The sequence below is a fragment of the Frankia sp. CcI49 genome, assembly GCF_001983215.1.
Classification (GTDB): domain Bacteria; phylum Actinomycetota; class Actinomycetes; order Frankiales; family Frankiaceae; genus Parafrankia; species Parafrankia irregularis.
In genome coordinates this window covers 42,025-59,092 of record NZ_MOWP01000018.1, presented here as the reverse complement: position 1 = coordinate 59,092, position 17,068 = coordinate 42,025, and the positions used below count along the sequence as shown (strand labels likewise).

Sequence of the window (17,068 nt, the reverse complement as noted above, 5' to 3'; positions counted from 1 at the left end):
AGGATGACACCCGGCAGTCCACCACCCACTTTGGTCACCTGCCCGCCATCCTCCGCCCGATGCGACGGCTGACCCGCCCTCCCTACCGTCGATCACATGAGCGCCCCCGACCAGCCTCCGCCCGACCAGCCGTCCTCGCCCCCATCCCCGCAGCCGCAGCCGCAGGCCGATCCGGCGCTGCGGCCCGTGGCCGCCGCCGGGCAGGCCCTCGGCGGCGTCCTCGCCGTCGGTGGCCTGTGCGGCCTGCTCCGCGAGGCGTTCGGCTGGTGGCCACCTGTGATGGGCTTCCTGCGCCATCTCGCACCCGCCGGCTATGAGATCTACAGCTTCATCATCATGATCGCCGTCGGGTTGCTCCTCGTCGCGGCCGCCGGCAGCACGAGCACCCGACATGACCACAGCTGAACGACCCCGCCAGGCCCACGAGCCCGCCAGCCCGGCACCGGACACCTCACAGGGACGGGCGCGGCGGACACAGCTGATCGCCGCCGCCGGGCTGGCGGTCCTCGCCCCGATCTGCGCCGAATACCTCATCGGCTACGCCGACAGCATCAGCCGGCCCCTGACCATGCTCGCCGGACTGATCATCTTCGTCCCGCTCTACGGCACCGTCGCCGTCCTCATTCGCGAGATGACCTGCCGCATCGGCGGTGGCTGGCCGACCATGGTCCTGCTTGCCGCCGCGTTCGGCCTCACCCAGGCCGGACTCGTCGACCAGAGCCTGTTCAACCCCCACCTCACCGGCGACCCGACCTGGGACGACGACCGCACTCCCACCCTCCTCGGTGACACCGGCCTGAGCGTCTACTACCTGCTGAACTTCCTCACCGGCCACATCATCTGGAGCTTCACCGCCCCGATCGTCGTCGTCGAGTCCTGCGTACCCCGCCTCGCCGACCGGCCCTGGCTACACCGGCCCGGCATCCTCACCCTGACCGTGTTGTACCTGGCGGCCGCGGCGCTGATCCACGACGACGCCAGCCGTACCTTCCGCGCCTCCCCGGCCCAGCTCGCCGCAACCGCGCTCGTCGTGGTCCTGCTCGTCGCGGCGGCTTTCGCCGCACCGCGCCCGGACCCCCGCCACACGTCACCGCCGGTCATACCCGCGGCGGGGCGCCACCGCCCTCCGTGGCTGCCTGCCGGCGCCGTCGTGATCGCGCTCACCGCCCACCAGCTGCTCCCACCAACCTGGCCCGGTGTCGCCGTCGACCTGCTGATCCTCCTCGGCGGCGCCGCGCTGCTGACGATCCTCGCCCGCCGGCGAGGATGGGCACGTCCGCACGCCCTCGCCGCCGCCGGCGGCGCGCTGCTCGTCAACGCCGGCCTGTCGTTTGTCGTCGACCCGTTGGGTGACGTGTCCTACCCGGCCAAATACGCCGCGAACACCACGCTGACCGTGGCGGTGCTGGTGTTACTGATCTACGCCCACCGCAGGTCGAGGGTGCCGCGGGGATGAAGGACGAAGCCCGGCCGTGAGCTACGGTTTTGTCGCAGGTGCCCGGTTGGATGGGCCGGTGACCGTCCATGACCTGGCCCGCCAGCTTCCCCCCATCGCCGATCTGCGGAACCTGTGCCGCTCACTGGCGATGCTCGACGCGATCCTGAGCCCGGACTGGGAATACCGCTACTACTCCTTCGACGCATCCTGGGCTGACGGCGAGGAGATGGCCTCGATGCGCAACGGGTCCGGCGACGAGTACTCCATCGTGTTCTGCGCGGCCGGGGCCTACGTCCGCGGGTTCGACCACGAAGCACCGATGACCCCCTACGACCGCGATCGCGATGGCGAGCCCTGGCCGGGAGTGCTCGACTCCGTGCCCGCCGTCTTCAGGCGGTTCGTCGACGAGCCGGCGTTCACCGACGAGGACGGCACGCCCGTCGTGACGGCCTGCCTGTGGCGCGAGGCGAGCGATGACCGGTGGCGCCACGGCACGATCGACTTTCCCTCGGACCACCCCGACCCCGACGGGGCGACCATGCTGTTCGAGCTCCTGGCCGACCGCTCACCCGAAGCGTTTCAGCGTTTCGCCGAGGACTATCACGAGGTCACCGTGGACCTGGAAGCGGTGCGTGCGCTGTATGCCCTGCGGCCACTGGACCCCGGCCTCGTCGCGTCGTTGAACGGCGAGGTCACCCTGGCGGACCTCGCCGAGGACATCTCCGCCATCGGCTATCCGCAGGAGGGCTGAAAACCGATCCGCCGCCGGGGGCGGCGGGCAGGACGATCAGTACGGTTACCGGGTGCGTAGTCGCCAGCAGCCGCACCCGTCGTTCGCCGTGACCACCGAGATGCTGCTGCGGTACCTGCTACGCGACCCCCACCGTGGCTACAGCGATCACGAACTCACCCGCCGTCACGGGCGTCCGGCCGCGACCGTCCTCGCCCGGCTCGACGCCGCCGGCTGGCTGTCCAGCGGCTACGACACCCAACCCACACCAGGCCACCCCGATCCCGACCTGCAACCACCCCAGCCGCAGCGGATGTACCGGCTCACCGGCCACGGCACCACCGCCGCCCGCGCCGCCCTTGCTCCCGCTCCACCCGGGGAGCGCTTCGTCACGGGCTTCGTCGGTATGGTCACCGGTTTTCTCCTCGGCCTCGGCGCTCACCACATCGGTGCCGGCGCTCTGGCCACAGCCGTTCTCCTGGGTGTCCCCTGCGGCGTGGCCTCCGGGTTCGGCGGCAGACAGGTCCGTAGCCGCACCGGCATCGGATCCGGATGCTGCCTCGGAGGCACCCTCGGAGTCGTCATCGCCGCCAACGCGACCGACAAGGGCGCCGGCTGGCTCGACAGCACGGTCATCAGGTCCGGGGCCGTCGCCGCCGTGGTGGGAATCGTCGTCTTCGCTGTCACCGCCTACGCCACCGTCGTCGCCCGTCTCCTCCGTGAGGACCTCGCCGCCAGGGACGGTTCCACGAAGGCACGTGAACCGTCACCACGGTCGCAGCAGACCAGCCCGCCCCCGCCGTCGCCGGGCGAGCCCGACATCCTTGAGCGACACTGACCGATGATGCGCCGATTCGAGGATCTGGTCGCCGAGGCCGAGGCGGCGCCCGTCGACGGATGGGACTTCTCCTGGCTGGACGGGCGGGCCAGCGAGCAGCGCCCGTCGTGGCGGTACGCGCACACGATGGGCCGGCGGATGGCCCGCGCCACCGCCGCGCTGGACCTGGAGACCGGCGGTGGGGAGGTCCTCGGCGGCGTGCCCCGCCTGGCGACCCGGACAGCGGCCACCGAGTCCTGGCCACCGAACCTCGCACGGGCCGCCGCGCTGCTGCGACCCCGCGGCGTCCTGGTCGTCGCCGCGGACGACCACACACCGCTGCCCTTCACCGACGAAGCCTTCGACCTGGTGGTCAGCCGCCACCCGGTGACCACCCGCTGGGACGAGATCAGCCGCGTCCTCACCCCGGGGGGTGTCTACTTCTCCCAGCAGGTCGGCCCGGCCAGTGTCTTCGAGCTCGTCGAGTTCTTCCTCGGCCCCCAACCCGCCGAGGTGCGCCGACGCCGCCACCCCGACCGGGCCCGCGCCGACGCCGAAGCCGCCGGGCTACAGGTCCTCGACCTGCGGATGGAGACCCTGCACACCGAGTTCCGCGACGTCGGCACGGTCATCTACTTCCTACGGAAAGTGATCTGGATGGTCCCGGGATTCACCGTCGACCGCTACCGTCCGCAGCTTGCGGCGCTGCACGACCGCATCCGCGCCCACGGGCCTTTCGAGGCGCACACCACACGGTTCCTCATCGAAGCCCGCAAACCGACCTGACCGCATCGCGGTCGCTGCGGGAGCCTGCGACGAGAACACCCGGCGGCGTCTGTAAGGACCGGAGCGGTGCCGGACATCCTCTCGGCAGGGACCCGAGGGGAGACGTGGTGACGTGGCGGGGATCAATGATCCACAGGCGGAGTTCACCGCCCTGTTCGAAGCGCAGTACACACCGGTGCTGCGGTACGCGCTGCGCGAGGTACCCCGGCACACGGCGCACGACGTCGCCGCGGAGACCTTCCTGACAGCATGGCGGCGCCTGCCCGAGGTACCCGACCCGCCGCTGCCGTGGCTGCTTGGGGTGGCCCGCCGGGTGGTCGCCAACCAGCGCCGCGGGGAGACCAGACGTCACGCGCTGCGRCTCGCCGTGGAACAGCACCGCCCGCCCGCCGGCGGGAACCCGGCCGAGACGCTGGTCGACCGTGACACGGTGCGCGCCGCGCTGGGACGGCTGTCCACCGCGGACCGGGAACTGCTCACCCTCATCGGCTGGGACGGCCTGAGCGTCCGCGAGGCGGCGCAGGTGCTGGGGATACGCCCCGGCGCTGCGTCGGTCCGCCTGCACCGGGCCCGGCGGCGGCTGCAGGAACAGCTCCCCACGCCGACCTCCCCCTCCTCCGAGCACACGCCTGCGTCCACCCGTCCGGCCGCGCCGGCACACCCACGCCCCGTCACCGAGGAGGCATCATGACCGACGCCAGCACCGACGACGTGTGGAAGGTCCGGCTCCTCCTGCACGGACACGACCCGGCCGACAGCATGGCCGACGGCCACGACGGGCTGGCCGCGACCGACCGCGCGAAGGTCCTCACCCGCATCCTGGAGACATCCGTGGACGTGGACGCCGGGACACCGCGGCGCCGCCGACGCGGCAGCCGGCGGCGGACCGGCGGGCTGTGGCTGGCACCGGTCGGGGTACTCGCCGTGCTGGTGGCGCTCGTCGCCACCCAGTTCGGTCTGCCCCGTGGCACCGTCGGGTCACCGGCGCAGGCGGCCACGCCACCGTCGTTGGCCTACCAGGCCGAACCGGGCACCGCCCGGGAGGTTCTCCACGCCCTCGCCGATCGCCTGCGCGCGACCCACAGCGGTGAAGACACCCAGGACGGCGAGGCGCCACCCACCACCGGCTATCACTATGTGCGTACCCAAAGCTGGGATCTGACSACCCGTATCGACGGGATCTCGGTCCGTTCCGCGGTGCTGCCCGTCACCCGCGAGGTGTGGCGTGCCGGCGACGGCTCCGGGCGGGTCAGGACCGCCCCAGGCGAGCCACAGTTCCCCTCCGAGCAGGCACGGCGGGCGTGGGAGGACGAAGGACATCCCTGCCCTTCTCCGGGCGACGAGACCATCGCACCCGGCGGGCTGAGCGCCATGTACCCGACGGACCTGCCCGCGGACACGGCTGGGCTCGCAGTAGCGCTGGCCGCCGGGCATCCGGTGGAGAACGGTCCCGCCGAGACCCTGGTCGCGGTCGCCGACCTCTACCTCGAACAGGCCCCGTCCGCCCCGGTTCGTGCAGCTGTCCTCGACATCGTCGCCGACATACCGCAGGTGTACCTGCTGGGTCGGGCCGTCGACCGGGCCGGCCGGCCCGCGCTCGCCGTCGCCGTCGACAGCGCCATGTCGGGGCTACCCACCCGCTACACCCTGCTGTTCGACCCGACCGACGGGCGCCTGCTCGGTGAGGAGAAGACTCTCACCAGCACCGCTGGCGCCCTCGACGTGCCCATCCCCGGTGTCATCTCCTACACCGCCTTCCTCGACGCCGCCCACACCCAGAACACCGAACCGCCACGCTGACCGCGTGCTGATCTGATGTCCCGCCACCTGGCTTTGTCGGGCGAAGGTGGCGGGGCCACCGGCACCGATGGACGCTACCGGCGCCGGGCACCCCAGCTGCGGCGGGCGGCGTAGACACCCGCACCGGCCGCCAGCACGGCACCACCACCGGCGACCGCGGCCACCGGCAGCGCGAACGCGAGCAGCAGGCAGCCGGCGAACCCGACGACGGGAACCAGCCGGGGCGGGCGGCCCTCCGCCGCGCTGAGCGTCCAGGCGCTGGCGTTCGCGATCGCGTAGTACACCAGCACCCCGAACGAGGAGAACCCGATCGCCCCGCGCAGATCCACCGTCGCGGCCAGGACCGCGACGATCACACCGACGGCCACCTCGGCGTGGTGCGGCACCGCGAACCGGGGATGGACCGCCGCGAGCAGGTGCGGCAGATGCCGGTCACGGGCCATCGCGAACGCCGTGCGCGACACCCCGAGGATCAGCGCGAGCAGCGATCCGAGCGCGGCGAGGGCCGCCCCGACCCGCACCACCGGTACCAGCCAGCCGGCCCCGGCGACCCGCACGGCGTCCGTCAGCGGCGCCGTGGCCCCGGCCAGCCCCTCCGGGCCCAGCACCATCACGACGGCGACCGCGACGACCGCGTACACCACCAGCGTGATCCCCAGTGCCACCCCGATCGCGCGGGGGATCGTGCGGGCCGGGTCACGGACCTCCTCCCCGAGGGTGGCGATCCGCGCGTACCCGGCGAAGGCGAAGAACAGCAGGCCCGCCGCCTGCAGCACCCCGCGCACAGTCATGTCCGCGCCGACCCGCAGCTGGTCCACCTCCGCCGCGTCGGCGCTCAGCGCGGCGACCGCCACCGCGGCGAGGACCGCCAGCACCACCGCCACGATCACCCTGGTCGCCAACGCCGAGCGGTGCACCCCGGCGTAGTTCAGCGCGGTGAGCGCCACCACCGCGGCGACCGCGACGACATGGGCCCCACCCGGCCACACATACGCCCCGACGGTCAGCGCCATCGCCGCGCACGACGCGGTCTTGCCGACCACGAAAGCCCAGCCCGCCAGATACCCCCAGAAGTCACCCAGGCGCATCCGGCCGTAGACGTAGGTACCCCCCGACGCCGGGTAGCGGGCCGCCAGCCGCGCCGACGAGGTGGCGTTGCAGTACGYCACCACCGCCGCGGCCCCCAGGCCGATCAGCAGCCCGGAACCGGCGGCCCGGGCAGCCGGCGCGAGCGCGGCGAAGATCCCCGCGCCGATCATCGCCCCCAGGCCGACGAGTACCGCGTCGGCCACCCCCAGACGTCGGCTCAGCTCGTCCGGCACCGGCTCAGCTGCTGCCTTCGACGCCATGCCCCGGACTCACCCTCCGCCGACTCCGCACCCGCCCCGCCCCGCGAAACGGAGCAGAAGGCCTGGTCCAACCCACGACGGACCGTACAAGGCCAGCAGCGACCATCCGCACGCATCACCCAGCCACACGGGAAACGTCAGCAGTTGTTCACATGGCCGTCCTCGGGGTCGGCCATGACATGCAGGTCGACATCGGCGGGTCCTGACCCGAGCACATCCTCGGGGCCGGCGTCGAGAGCACCGAGAAAGCCCACCGACAGATACGTCTCGACCCCGTCGACAGGCCGGGTGAAGCACAGCCGCGCCCCGAAGAACACCCGCTGCTGCGCGTGGATGGGATCGGCGCGGCGCAGTTTCCAGCCGGCCGCAGGTAGTGCGTCATGGTAGAAGTCCGCGACCTCCTCGGCCGAGATCCCGGTGTGGTACCAGCGGGACGCGTACGGGAAGTACGTGCTGTCGGAGCAGCCATGGCTGGCGCCGCCCGGGATGAGGGTCGCGCCGCTGGGACGGATCTCCAGCACCGTGAGCGCGTCCAGCTTCTTGGCGAAGCGCCGATCAGCGCCGGTGCAGTCATCCAGCGGCAGGACATCGGGAACCACTCCACAGCCGGCGGCCAACACCACACCGACAAGAGCACCGAGAACCGGGACCACCCGCATCATCCGACCACGCCCCCTGATTGTCGCCAGGGGAGACAATAGGGATATCCGTCCGCTCCGTTGCTTGCAGGGTCCGCCCGGGTACGCACGGTGCCGATGGCTCGGTCCACCCGAGCTGGTAACGTCACCCTGTCCGTCCGCTGCGGCCGCAGGAGGTGAGACCCATTACCGCTGTATCCGGCTGGGTGCTCTCCCTCTTCCGTCGCCCCGCGGGGCGGGCTGCCTGACACAGGCGGCCGTCGGGAGCGCCCAGAAAGAGGCATCCCGAAAGGCAACGAACCTATGCACCTGCACGTCACCTCCCAGACGACCGCGTCCGGAGTCCGGGAACGTCGCTTCACCGTCGACGGCATCACCGGCGCGCTGTGGTCTCCCGCCGGAACCGAGGCCGACACCGCCACTGCCCGGCCGCTGGTGCTGCTCGGCCACGGCGGCGGTCAGCACAGCCACGCCCCCGGGGTACTCGCCCGCGCACAGCGCTATGTGACCCGCTGCGGCTTCGTCGCGGCGGCGATCGACGCACCCGGCCACGGTGACCGGCCGCGAACCACCGCGGACGAGCAGTTCTTCGCCGACCTGCAGCGGCGGATGGCGGCGGGTGAACCCGTCGGCGACCTGCTCGCCGAGGACAACGCCGCCCGTGCCCACCAGGCCGTCCCCGAATGGCAGGCCACCCTGGACGCACTCGAGACCCTCGACTGCGTCGCACCCGGCGTGCCCGTCGGGTACTGGGGGGTGTCGCTGGGCACCATGATCGGCATCCCGCTGGTCGCCGCCGAACCGCGGATCACCGCGGCCGTGTTCGGTCTCGTCGGCTCGGCGCATCTCACCGGTGATGCGGCCCGGATCACCGTCCCGGTGCAGTTCCTGCTGCAGTGGGACGACGAGCTCGTGCCCCGCGAGGCCGGCCTCGCCCTGTTCGACGCCTTCGCGGCCACGGAGAAGACCCTRCACGCCAACACCGGCCGGCACATGGACCTGCCCCGCTTCGAGGTGGCCAGCGCCGAGCTGTTCTTCACCCGCCACCTCACCGAGAACACCAAGAACACCGGCAACACCGAGCCGGTGACCCGGTAGCCATCGGACAGCCATCGGAGGCGGCCCGGCCGTTCACCCGGCCGTGGCCGCCTCCACCGCCACCTTCGTCCGAGGCGTTCCGCGTCAGGGGCGGGGGCGGCGGGTCACCCGCGGCCGGGTGAACGGGGCGACCTCGACCGGCGGCAGGTCCAGCCCACGCCTGCGCATCGACGCGACGACATCAAGCACCGACACCTCCAGGCTCTGCAGGACGGCGGCGAAACCCATGCCGTCACCGGAATACACCAGGGCGCTCAGCCAGTCCTCGGGGCGCGGCCGGGGGAAACCGGCCGCGAGGGCAAGGCCCGCGGCCCGCCCGCAGACCTTGTAGGCGTCGGGAGTCATCCCCGGCGCCGCACGGTCAGGGGGAGCCACAGCGCCGTCGGTTCGGGGCGTCACCAACGCGCCCCACTGACCGTCACCGGCGACCCGGTCGTAGGTGACGCCGTGCTCGGCGAGGACCTCAGTCGCCACGGACGGCTCGGACAGCAGGGCCAGCACCAGATGTGGCCCGGCGGCGGTACTCCAACCGCGGATACGGGCCTCGTGCAGGGCGCGTGTCTCGACGTTCACACCGACCCCCTCGCCCGATCCACCCCGACAGCTGATCTCCGGCAGATCCTGTCTCCAGCAGATCATGGATGCGGCGCCGATGCGGCCGGTGGGCGGTGGCACGCTGGTCCGGTGGGTGAGCAGACGGGACGACACCGCCCGGCCGGGCCGGGGCTGGTGCCGCGGCTGCCCTCACCCGTGGTCGAGGTGGCCGACGAACGCCTCACCGCCCGCGGTGTGCGCCTGCTGCTGAAACGGGACGACCTGATCCACCCCGACGTCCCGGGGAACAAGTGGCGCAAGCTCACGCGCAATCTGACCGCGGCCACCGAGGCCGGCCATGACACCCTGCTGACGTTCGGCGGGGCCTACTCGAACCACATCGCCGCGACCGCGGCCGCCGGCTGGCATCTGGGATTCGCGACGATCGGGGTGATCCGCGGGGAGGAACACCACCCGCTCAACCCGGTGCTGGCCACCGCCGCGGCGCGGGGGATGCGCCTGACCTACCTGGACCGGAGCCGGTACCGCTCCCGCGACGACCCGGCGTTGCACGCCGAGCTGCGCGACCGGTTCGGCCGGTTCTACCTGCTCCCCGAAGGCGGCAGCAACACGCTGGCGGTGCGCGGCTGCGCGGAGCTCGCCGCCGAGCTGGTCACCCAGGTCCCCGACGTGGACGTGGTGTTCGTCCCGGCCGGCACCGGTGGGACCCTCGCCGGTCTCGCCGCCGGCCTCGCCCAACCCGCCGGCCGGCGGCCGCACGCGGTGGGGGTGGCGGTGCTGCGCGGCGGGTTCCTGCCCGGCCACGTCGCCGCCCTGCAGCAGGCCACCTTCGGTGCGGTGTCGGCGAACTGGACCGTCGTCGAGGACTTCCACTGCGGTGGCTACGCCCGCCGCAACTCCACCCTCGACCGGTTCATCACCGACTTCGCCGACCGCCACGGCGTGGTACTGGACTGGGTCTACGTCGCGAAGATGCTGCACGGCATCTTCACGATGGCCGGTGACGGGCGGATCGCCCCCGGGTCGACGGTCGCCGCCGTCATCACCGGCCGGTGCACCGACCCGCCCGGCCAGGACGCGCACTGACCCGCCTCGGCGTGATCAGGCGAAGATCTCACCGAGCCAGGTACGCAGCGCACCCTCGACCGCACCTGGATCGGCATCCGCGGCGAACAGGTGGGCGACGACGGCAACCGGGGCGCCGAACGCGTCCCGGCCGAACACCCGGAACATCGCATCGGCGGTGTGCAGGCCCAGGAAATGCGGCGCCACATAGTCGACGACCACCTCCAGCGGGGCCAGGCCGGCCACGGTGAGGGTCGCCCGGTCGCCGGGGCGCACATCGGTGAGACCCGCCGCGCGGCGCAGCACCGCGAACCCGCCCGCCAGCGACGCCGCGGGCGCGTCCACGTTCACCCACGCGGCCGGGCGACCGGTGTAGTCCCGCACGTACTGGGCCAGGGTGTGCAGGTAGAAGTCGGTGTGCGCGGCGGCGCCGTCGTACTGGTTGTCCCAGTCGTCGACGAACACGCCGCTGTGCACGTACCGCACCCACGTCGTGCCACCGTCGCGGGCCTCGACGATGTGCTCGAGCTGGTTGAACCAGCCGTCCGGCCCGTCGTGGCGCAGGACCAGATGGTGCGGCGGCTCCCAGGCACACACCGTCCCGCCGCCGGCCACGGCACCACCGACCCTGGGCTCCGGTGCGGGTGTGGGCCACAGCCAGCCCGCGTTCCCGCTGGTGACCGCGTCCCAGTAGTCCTGCGGGCTCGCCTCGACCTCCAGCTCGCGTTCGATCGCGAACTCGCGGCCGGCACCCGCCGTGGACGACCGCCCCGGATCGTCCACGGCGTCCACGGCGTCGGCGTCGGAGGACTCGGAGGACTCGGACATGACAGTTCTCCTCCAGGTGATCAGCCGGGGTCAGCGTACGACGTCGAAGACCTGCTTCTGGACACCGTTGCCGTAGGCGGCGAACTCGACGAGCTTCAGCATGGTCTTGTCCTTGTCCGCGGCGGAGAACAGGCGCCGGCCGGCACCAAGCAGCACCGGGAACAGCAGCAGGTGGTAGCGGTCCACCAGACCGGCGTCGGCGAGGCTCGCGCCGAGAGTCGCACTGCCGTGCACGGCGATCGGCCCGCCGTCGGTCTCCTTGAGCGCGGCGACGTCGTCGACCGAACGCAGGATCGTCGCCGGCCAGCGCTCGTCGTCGGTGGTGAGGGTGGTCGACACGACGTAGCGGGGCATCGCGTTGTAACCGGCGAAGTCGTCCATCGTCGGCCAGACCGGGGCGAACGCCTCGTAGCTGGTGCGGCCCAGCAGCAGGGCGGTGGTCTCCTCCTGCTCACGGCCCTTGATCTCGTAGGCGGCGGGGTCGAAGTCGATGTCCTTGAACGTCCAGCCGGTGTTGCGGTAGCCGGACTCACCGCCGGGCGCCTCCATGACGCCGTCGACGGAGACGAAAGCGGTCACGATCAGGGTGCGCATCAGAAGTTCTCCTTGTGGGGGCGTGTCTGCGACGCAGGTGCGCCGCAGGTGTCGGTGGTGTCGGTCAGGGGGTGGCGGAGTCGCCCGGCGGGTGCGCCGACGGGACGCCCGGGGGTTTCAGGCTGGGATGCAGGGCGATCACCAGCCGGTGCGGCCGCCCGCCCGGCGCCGCGGCGTCGTGGTAGCGGCTGACCAGCGCGGTGACGGTGTCGGACAGCTCCGCCGCGAACGCGGCCCGGTCCGTGGCCGAGCCGAACCGGATCTCGCTGTCCACCGCGAACGTCGCGAGCTGCTTGCGTGCCGCCGTGGCACCGGCGAGCATCTCGCCGACCTCCCGGATGAGCCGGGCCGCCAGCGCGATCAGCCACCGCGCCGACGTCTGGTCGCGGGCCCGGTCCGGGTCGGGAGCGACGTCGGCCAGGGCGCTGGGTGAGATGACATACGAGCGGGCCGTCGCCTGCAGGACCCGCTCGGTGCAGTTGCCCTTACGGCGCTCCTCGACCAGCTCGACCAGCCCGTGAGCCTCCAGCGCACGCAGATGGTAGTTGACCTTCTGCCGGGTCAGCCCCGTCTGCGCGGCCAGCGTCGTCGCCGACCCCGGTACCGCCAGCGCGGCCAGCAGCCGCGCCCGCACCGGATCCAGCGACGCCTCCGCCGCACCCGTCTCCTCGATCACCGCCACGTCCAGCATGCACCGAGCATCCTGCCGACAAAAAAATTTGTCAAGGAGGGGATAGCTGTCGGCGTGTGGCGTCTGCGTCAGGCTCATCGCTCACCGACGGCGGCTGTCGGGATGGCAGACCTGGAACGGCGCGGCGCTTCCCGCTGACTGCGTGATCCGTCCCGACCACAGCGGCGCGCAGTTGCCGGTGGTCAACGCCCGCAGCGTGGTCCCGTCATCGATGCCGTTACCGAAACACCAGTCGAAGTAGACGTAGGCCTCACGGGCTGACCCACCCGCCGTCAGACGAAGCACGATCGCGGTGTCCCCCCACATGTCCGTCACGCAGGTCCCCGGAGTATCCGGGCCACCACCCACCGGCGCCGCCCTGATCGCCGCCAGCAGCGCGGCGGCCTCGGCCCCGCCGAGCTCACGCGACGCCAGCAGGCCGGGGCTGCCCACCGGGCTGCCCAGGTCGTAGTGACAGACCGCGACCGTGTCCACCACGTCGAGCCGGGCCACATCGAACGGCGCACCTGGACGGACGAACCCACCGGCCTGGATCGGTGAGCTGGCAGCACAGCCATGATCATCGACCGTGACCCGGCGCGCGGAGGCGATGATCCGCTCGGCGTCGTCGAGGTGCGCCCCATCCGTCAGGACGAACACCTTCGCCGAACCCACCGTGCGCACGAGCCGGGTCCAGCCGTCCGCACTCACCCGCCCGTCCGGCACCTCCTCGATCCCACCCGCGGCGGGCGCGGCGGCGAACCAGACATGCGGCGACCAGTACTCACGAGGCACACCGCCGCCATGCAGGTCCGGCCCCTCCCCACCGCCCGGGCAGCCAATCGTCATCACGGCCCGGTAGGGACCTCCACTGTCGACGTACGGCGTGACGGGAAAGGCCTCCCGCCGGCCCTCGACCGCGGCGCACCAGTCGCTACCCGGCGCCGGCGCGGGCTCCCACGAGACCGGGACCTCCACCACCATGTCCCGGAAGGACTCCGATCGCCACCCCGCCTCGGACGCCTCCGACACCTCGCCCGTCCCATGGTCGCCCGTCCCATGGTCGCCTGGTGCCGAGGCTTCCGGCCCACGCCGGCCCGTCACGTCGCCGCCCGCTGACGCGCACGCCACGGCCAGACCACCGACCAGCAGCACCGCGGCGGGCACCCACACCATCGACACCATCGCGCACAGGCCACCCCGCCGGCCGCGCAGGCCGCCGCAGCAGGAAACAGCGGCCCGCCAGGTCATGGCAAACCGAGCAAACCGACGCGATACACCGACCAGACAGGTTCCCATGGCGATACAGACGCGCGGTCACACGTATCGGTTCACCAAACCTCGGACAACAGCTCGGCGCAGACGATCCTTCGGCTATGAATGTTCGACCGTCGAGGCGTCAGGCGGGTGACGCGTCGCCGCATAAAGACGACGAACCACATCCTCGATATCCGGCTCCTCCACCCGGAAATCCACCACCTCCACCAGCGCCGACACCGCCGCCAGCACCCGCGCCGCGGTCGTCACCTCCGCGTCGAACGCCAACCGCTGACGCAGACCCCGACCCTCACTGCCCAGATGCCGCGCCGCCACCACACCCGCCACCTCCAGATCCGCCGCCGGCTCCGCGAGATCAACCACCAGCACCCGATCCGCACCCGCCGCCCCCGCCAGACCCGCCAACGCACCATCGAACGCCAACCGGCCATGGTCGATCACCAGCACCCGCTCACACAGCCGCGCCACATCACCCATGTCATGCGTCGTCAACAGCAACGTCGTGCCATACGCCGCCCGCTCCTCGACGAGGAACTCCCGCAACCGCTGCTTCGACAGCACATCCAGCCCGATCGTCGGCTCATCCAGAATCACCAGCCGGGGGGAGTGCAGCAACGCCGCGGCGATCTCCGCCCGCATCCGCTGCCCCAACGACAGCTGACGCACCGGGACGGACCAGAACTCCGCCATCTCCAACCGCTCCACCAGCTCATCCGTCCGCGCCCGCCGCCGCGCCGCCGGCAGCGCATGAATCGCCGCCAGAATCCGCAACGACTCCCACACCGGAAGGTCCCACCACAGCTGCGACCGCTGCCCGAACACCACCCCGATCTGACGGGCCAGCCGCCGCCGATCCTTCACCGGACGCAACCCACACGTACGCACAGTGCCCGCCGTCGGCACCAGGATCCCCGCCAACATCTTGATCGTCGTCGACTTCCCGGCACCGTTCGCACCGATGTACCCGACCGCCTCACCCGCACCGATCCGCACCGTGAGGTCCTCGACCGCGCTCACCTGCCGGCGCCGCACCCCGTCACGAACAGTGAACCGCCTCGTCAACCCGACCGTCTCCACCACGGTCTCTCCGGTGGCGGCCGGCACCTCCGCCGAGCCCCGCGCCCGCGGCAGCAGACCCTCCGCGCTCAACCGCCACCTCCCTGATAATGCCGAACACCCAGCCGCCAGCACCCCAACGCCACCGACCACGCCCAGACCGCCGCCACCGGAGCACACCAGCCGAGCCACCCCGGCAACCACGCCGGCCCCGGCAATCCCAACAACACCAGCGCCGGGAGATACCCGGTGAACGCCATCGGGACGAAAAACCCGAACACCAGCCGCAACGGCCGGCCCCAGACCGACGCCGGCTGCGTCGCCGCATACCGACCCCCGTACACGAACGCGTTCGTCATCTCCCGACCATCCACCAGAAAGAACTGCAGCCCACCCGCCGCGACGAACAGCGCCGCGAACACCGCCACCCCACTGACCAGCGAACTCACCAGCAACACCACCGCCGCCGGCCGCCAGTCGATGTCACACAGCACCAGCCCGACCACCAACGCGACCAGCCCCACCGACGCCCGCGCCAACCGCCGCAGACTCACCTCACTGGTGATCAGCTGCGCCAGCAGCGGCTGCGGCCGCAGGTAGAACACATCCAACGTGCCCGCCCGCAGATACGTCGGCAGCCGGTCACAATGCCCGAACACCAGATCCGCCAGCGAGAACGCCAGATCAGCCAGACCGAACACCAGCAGCATCTGCCGGAACTCCAACCCACCCAGCCGCGTCGCCGCATGGAACACCACCCACACCTCGGCCAGCTCCACCACCGCCGACAACAACGAACTCACCAGATCCAGGACGAAGTTCGTCCGATACGACAGCTGAGACCGGGCCCGCGACGCCAACACCGCCCCATATGGGCGCAGCCGATCCCGCCACCGGGCAACCGGCTCCACCTCCACCAGCCCCGACACGGGCACAGCAGGCACAGCGGTCGAGGTCACGGCAGACACCGCGGCCAGCGGCTCGACAGCAGGCGGCTCAACCACCCTGAATCTCCAGACGCCGCCGCCCCGCCCGCGTCAGCACCTGACCGGCCCCACCGACAACCACCAGCCAGAAACCCTGCACCGCCAGCAGCAGACACGCACCGGCCACATCCACCCGATCAGCCAGGATCGTCACCGGATACATCAGCATCGACGGACACGGCGTCACCTGCGCCACCAGCTCCAACCACCGCGGAAACAGGCTGATCGGCACGAACAACCCGGCAAGAAACCCCGACATCACCATGTACACCAGCTGCACCCCACGGGTCTCCACCAGCCAGAACCCCGCCGTCGCCACCAGATAGACCGTCGCCGCCGAGATCACCACCGCCATCAGCAGGCTCACCACACCCAACACCACCAGCACCACCGACCGCGGCCACGTCATCCCGACCACCAGCCCACCGATCGCAAGCTGCGGCACCCCCCGCGGAAGAAACGCGAACAACCCCTGCCCGACCTCCACCGTCACCGTCGCGGCCTGCACATCCAACGGCCGCAGAAAATCCACCGCGACCTGACCATCCTTGATCCGCTCCGCGAACTCACTGGCACCCCAGAAGTTCACCGAACCGAGCATCGCCTGCGACAGCCAGATATACGTACTCATCTGCGCGACGTCATACCCACCGACCTCACCACCCGCCGCCCGGACCGCACCGAGCAGCACCGCCACCTTCAACAACCCAAACGTCACATTCGTGACCAGCCCGCTCAACGCGGCCAGCCGATACGTCGACTGACGGCGGAACCCGGCCACCAGAAGCAGCCAGTAAACCCGCACCGTCACCCGCACAAAACCACCAACAATACAGCCCGACCACACAGCCCGACCGCACACTGGCGGACCACCGACGACCAGCTACGACGAATCAGCCGGCCGGACCCCAGAACCCAGAACCGCCAACCCCCGCCCCACCAGATGCCGCATCAGCACCGGATCCCCACCCCGATAACGAGCAAGAAACTCCTCCGCAGACACCACCACCCGCCCCGCCGACTCCAACCCACCGGACCACTCGGCGAACTCAGCCACCCGCGCCGCGAAAACCAGCATGTAGGTCAGATCATCGGCACCGAACAGATCCGACTCGATCACCTCGACCGGCTCCAACACCCCGACCCGAACCCGAACCTCCTCCCACACCTCACGCCGCGCCGTCTGCTCCGCACCCGTCTCACCCCGCTGCACATGACCACCGGGAAGATCCCACCCACGCGCCAGATCCGCCAACACCAAACCACCATCCGCAGCAACCACCACCACACTGACACTCGTCACCGCCGCGAACGGCACCTGCGCCGACGCCCCCAGACACCGCAGCACCACCGGACCCCGACGGCCCGCCCGCCGGCCGG

Annotated in this window: 20 protein-coding genes; 9 read left to right on the top strand and 11 right to left on the bottom strand. The window is 71.3% G+C overall.

Going from position 1 to position 17,068, the window contains the following annotated elements:
* Positions 1 to 96: 96 nt before the first annotated feature.
* The 7 genes from CcI49_RS17640 (at position 97) to CcI49_RS17610 (ending at position 5,571) form a co-directional block, all read left to right on the top strand.
* Positions 97 to 405, top strand: a complete 309-nt coding sequence (locus CcI49_RS17640) for a hypothetical protein (protein WP_083749561.1) — start codon at positions 97 to 99, stop codon at positions 403 to 405.
* A complete protein-coding gene (locus CcI49_RS17635; protein WP_076827853.1) occupies positions 392 to 1,456 on the top strand; it encodes a hypothetical protein in 1,065 nt (354 codons plus the stop codon). The genes CcI49_RS17640 and CcI49_RS17635 overlap by 14 nt, the downstream gene beginning before the upstream one ends.
* Positions 1,457 to 1,514: 58 nt before the next feature.
* The gene (locus CcI49_RS17630; RefSeq protein ID WP_076827851.1) at positions 1,515 to 2,189 is read left to right on the top strand and encodes a hypothetical protein; all 675 of its coding nucleotides are present in this window, start codon (positions 1,515 to 1,517) and stop codon (positions 2,187 to 2,189) included.
* Positions 2,190 to 2,241: 52 nt separating this feature from the next.
* Positions 2,242 to 3,006 carry a hypothetical protein gene (locus CcI49_RS40635; protein WP_131831115.1) on the top strand — a complete coding sequence of 255 codons (765 nt, stop codon included), beginning with the start codon at positions 2,242 to 2,244 and terminating at the stop codon, positions 3,004 to 3,006.
* Positions 3,007 to 3,009: 3 nt separating this feature from the next.
* Complete coding sequence (locus CcI49_RS17620; RefSeq protein WP_076827846.1) at positions 3,010 to 3,771, top strand: class I SAM-dependent methyltransferase; 762 nt, start codon at positions 3,010 to 3,012, stop codon at positions 3,769 to 3,771.
* Positions 3,772 to 3,883: 112 nt separating this feature from the next.
* Positions 3,884 to 4,462 (top strand): RNA polymerase sigma factor, encoded by a 579-nt coding sequence (locus CcI49_RS17615; protein ID WP_083749560.1) that lies wholly within the window; start codon positions 3,884 to 3,886, stop codon positions 4,460 to 4,462.
* Positions 4,459 to 5,571, top strand: a complete 1,113-nt coding sequence (locus tag CcI49_RS17610) for a CU044_5270 family protein (protein WP_076827844.1) — start codon at positions 4,459 to 4,461, stop codon at positions 5,569 to 5,571. Before CcI49_RS17615 ends, CcI49_RS17610 begins: the two co-directional genes overlap by 4 nt.
* 74 nt (positions 5,572 to 5,645) lie before the next feature.
* Here CcI49_RS17610 and CcI49_RS17605 read toward each other — a convergent pair whose 3' ends face one another.
* Positions 5,646 to 6,920, bottom strand: coding sequence for an amino acid permease (locus CcI49_RS17605; RefSeq protein ID WP_116437433.1), 1,275 nt, complete (start codon positions 6,918 to 6,920; stop codon positions 5,646 to 5,648).
* 137 nt (positions 6,921 to 7,057) lie between these two features.
* Positions 7,058 to 7,573 (bottom strand): hypothetical protein, encoded by a 516-nt coding sequence (locus CcI49_RS17600; protein ID WP_241840118.1) that lies wholly within the window; start codon positions 7,571 to 7,573, stop codon positions 7,058 to 7,060.
* Positions 7,574 to 7,867: 294 nt separating this feature from the next.
* Between CcI49_RS17600 and CcI49_RS17595 the strand changes: the two genes are divergently transcribed.
* Positions 7,868 to 8,656 carry an alpha/beta hydrolase gene (locus CcI49_RS17595; RefSeq protein WP_116437437.1) on the top strand — a complete coding sequence of 263 codons (789 nt, stop codon included), beginning with the start codon at positions 7,868 to 7,870 and terminating at the stop codon, positions 8,654 to 8,656.
* Positions 8,657 to 8,740: 84 nt separating this feature from the next.
* Here CcI49_RS17595 and CcI49_RS17590 read toward each other — a convergent pair whose 3' ends face one another.
* Entirely contained in the window at positions 8,741 to 9,229 is a 489-nt protein-coding gene (locus tag CcI49_RS17590) for a Clp protease N-terminal domain-containing protein (RefSeq protein ID WP_076827839.1), read from the bottom strand.
* A 177-nt stretch (positions 9,230 to 9,406) separates the two neighbouring features.
* On the opposite strand from CcI49_RS17590, the gene CcI49_RS17585 reads away from it, so the two are divergent.
* Entirely contained in the window at positions 9,407 to 10,297 is an 891-nt protein-coding gene (locus CcI49_RS17585) for a pyridoxal-phosphate dependent enzyme (protein WP_116437436.1), read from the top strand.
* 15 nt (positions 10,298 to 10,312) lie between these two features.
* On the opposite strand, the gene CcI49_RS17580 is transcribed toward CcI49_RS17585, so the two are convergent.
* The 8 genes from CcI49_RS17580 to CcI49_RS17545 all read right to left on the bottom strand — a co-directional run bounded on the left by CcI49_RS17580 (position 10,313) and on the right by CcI49_RS17545 (position 17,006).
* A complete protein-coding gene (locus tag CcI49_RS17580) occupies positions 10,313 to 11,104 on the bottom strand; it encodes an ATPase (protein WP_083749556.1) in 792 nt (263 codons plus the stop codon).
* A gap of 30 nt (positions 11,105 to 11,134) precedes the next feature.
* Positions 11,135 to 11,698, bottom strand: a complete 564-nt coding sequence (locus CcI49_RS17575; protein ID WP_076827836.1) for a dihydrofolate reductase family protein — start codon at positions 11,696 to 11,698, stop codon at positions 11,135 to 11,137.
* A gap of 64 nt (positions 11,699 to 11,762) precedes the next feature.
* Positions 11,763 to 12,389, bottom strand: a complete 627-nt coding sequence (locus CcI49_RS17570) for a helix-turn-helix domain-containing protein (RefSeq protein ID WP_054570087.1) — start codon at positions 12,387 to 12,389, stop codon at positions 11,763 to 11,765.
* An 81-nt stretch (positions 12,390 to 12,470) separates the two neighbouring features.
* Positions 12,471 to 13,619, bottom strand: a complete 1,149-nt coding sequence (locus CcI49_RS17565) for a hypothetical protein (protein ID WP_241840117.1) — start codon at positions 13,617 to 13,619, stop codon at positions 12,471 to 12,473.
* Positions 13,620 to 13,742: 123 nt separating this feature from the next.
* A complete protein-coding gene (locus tag CcI49_RS17560; RefSeq protein WP_083749572.1) occupies positions 13,743 to 14,750 on the bottom strand; it encodes an ATP-binding cassette domain-containing protein in 1,008 nt (335 codons plus the stop codon).
* A 41-nt stretch (positions 14,751 to 14,791) separates the two neighbouring features.
* Entirely contained in the window at positions 14,792 to 15,613 is an 822-nt protein-coding gene (locus tag CcI49_RS17555; RefSeq protein WP_347280128.1) for an ABC-2 family transporter protein, read from the bottom strand.
* Between the two features lie 85 nt (positions 15,614 to 15,698).
* Complete coding sequence (locus CcI49_RS17550; RefSeq protein ID WP_076827834.1) at positions 15,699 to 16,505, bottom strand: ABC-2 family transporter protein; 807 nt, start codon at positions 16,503 to 16,505, stop codon at positions 15,699 to 15,701.
* A 66-nt stretch (positions 16,506 to 16,571) separates the two neighbouring features.
* Positions 16,572 to 17,006: an NUDIX domain-containing protein gene (locus CcI49_RS17545; RefSeq protein WP_241840116.1), complete on the bottom strand. Its 435-nt coding sequence runs from the start codon at positions 17,004 to 17,006 to the stop codon at positions 16,572 to 16,574.
* Between the last annotated feature and the right edge of the window lie 62 nt (positions 17,007 to 17,068).

Coding starts and splice junctions, on each gene's coding strand:
- CcI49_RS17565 (WP_241840117.1), bottom strand. CDS start 13,619: ATGACCTGGCGGGCCGCTGTTTCCTGCTGCGGCGGCCTGCGCGGCCGG.
- CcI49_RS17580 (WP_083749556.1), bottom strand. CDS start 11,104: ATGTCCGAGTCCTCCGAGTCCTCCGACGCCGACGCCGTGGACGCCGTG.
- CcI49_RS17640 (WP_083749561.1), top strand. CDS start 97: ATGAGCGCCCCCGACCAGCCTCCGCCCGACCAGCCGTCCTCGCCCCCA.
- CcI49_RS17635 (WP_076827853.1), top strand. CDS start 392: ATGACCACAGCTGAACGACCCCGCCAGGCCCACGAGCCCGCCAGCCCG.
- CcI49_RS17620 (WP_076827846.1), top strand. CDS start 3,010: ATGATGCGCCGATTCGAGGATCTGGTCGCCGAGGCCGAGGCGGCGCCC.
- CcI49_RS17570 (WP_054570087.1), bottom strand. CDS start 12,389: ATGCTGGACGTGGCGGTGATCGAGGAGACGGGTGCGGCGGAGGCGTCG.
- CcI49_RS17575 (WP_076827836.1), bottom strand. CDS start 11,698: ATGCGCACCCTGATCGTGACCGCTTTCGTCTCCGTCGACGGCGTCATG.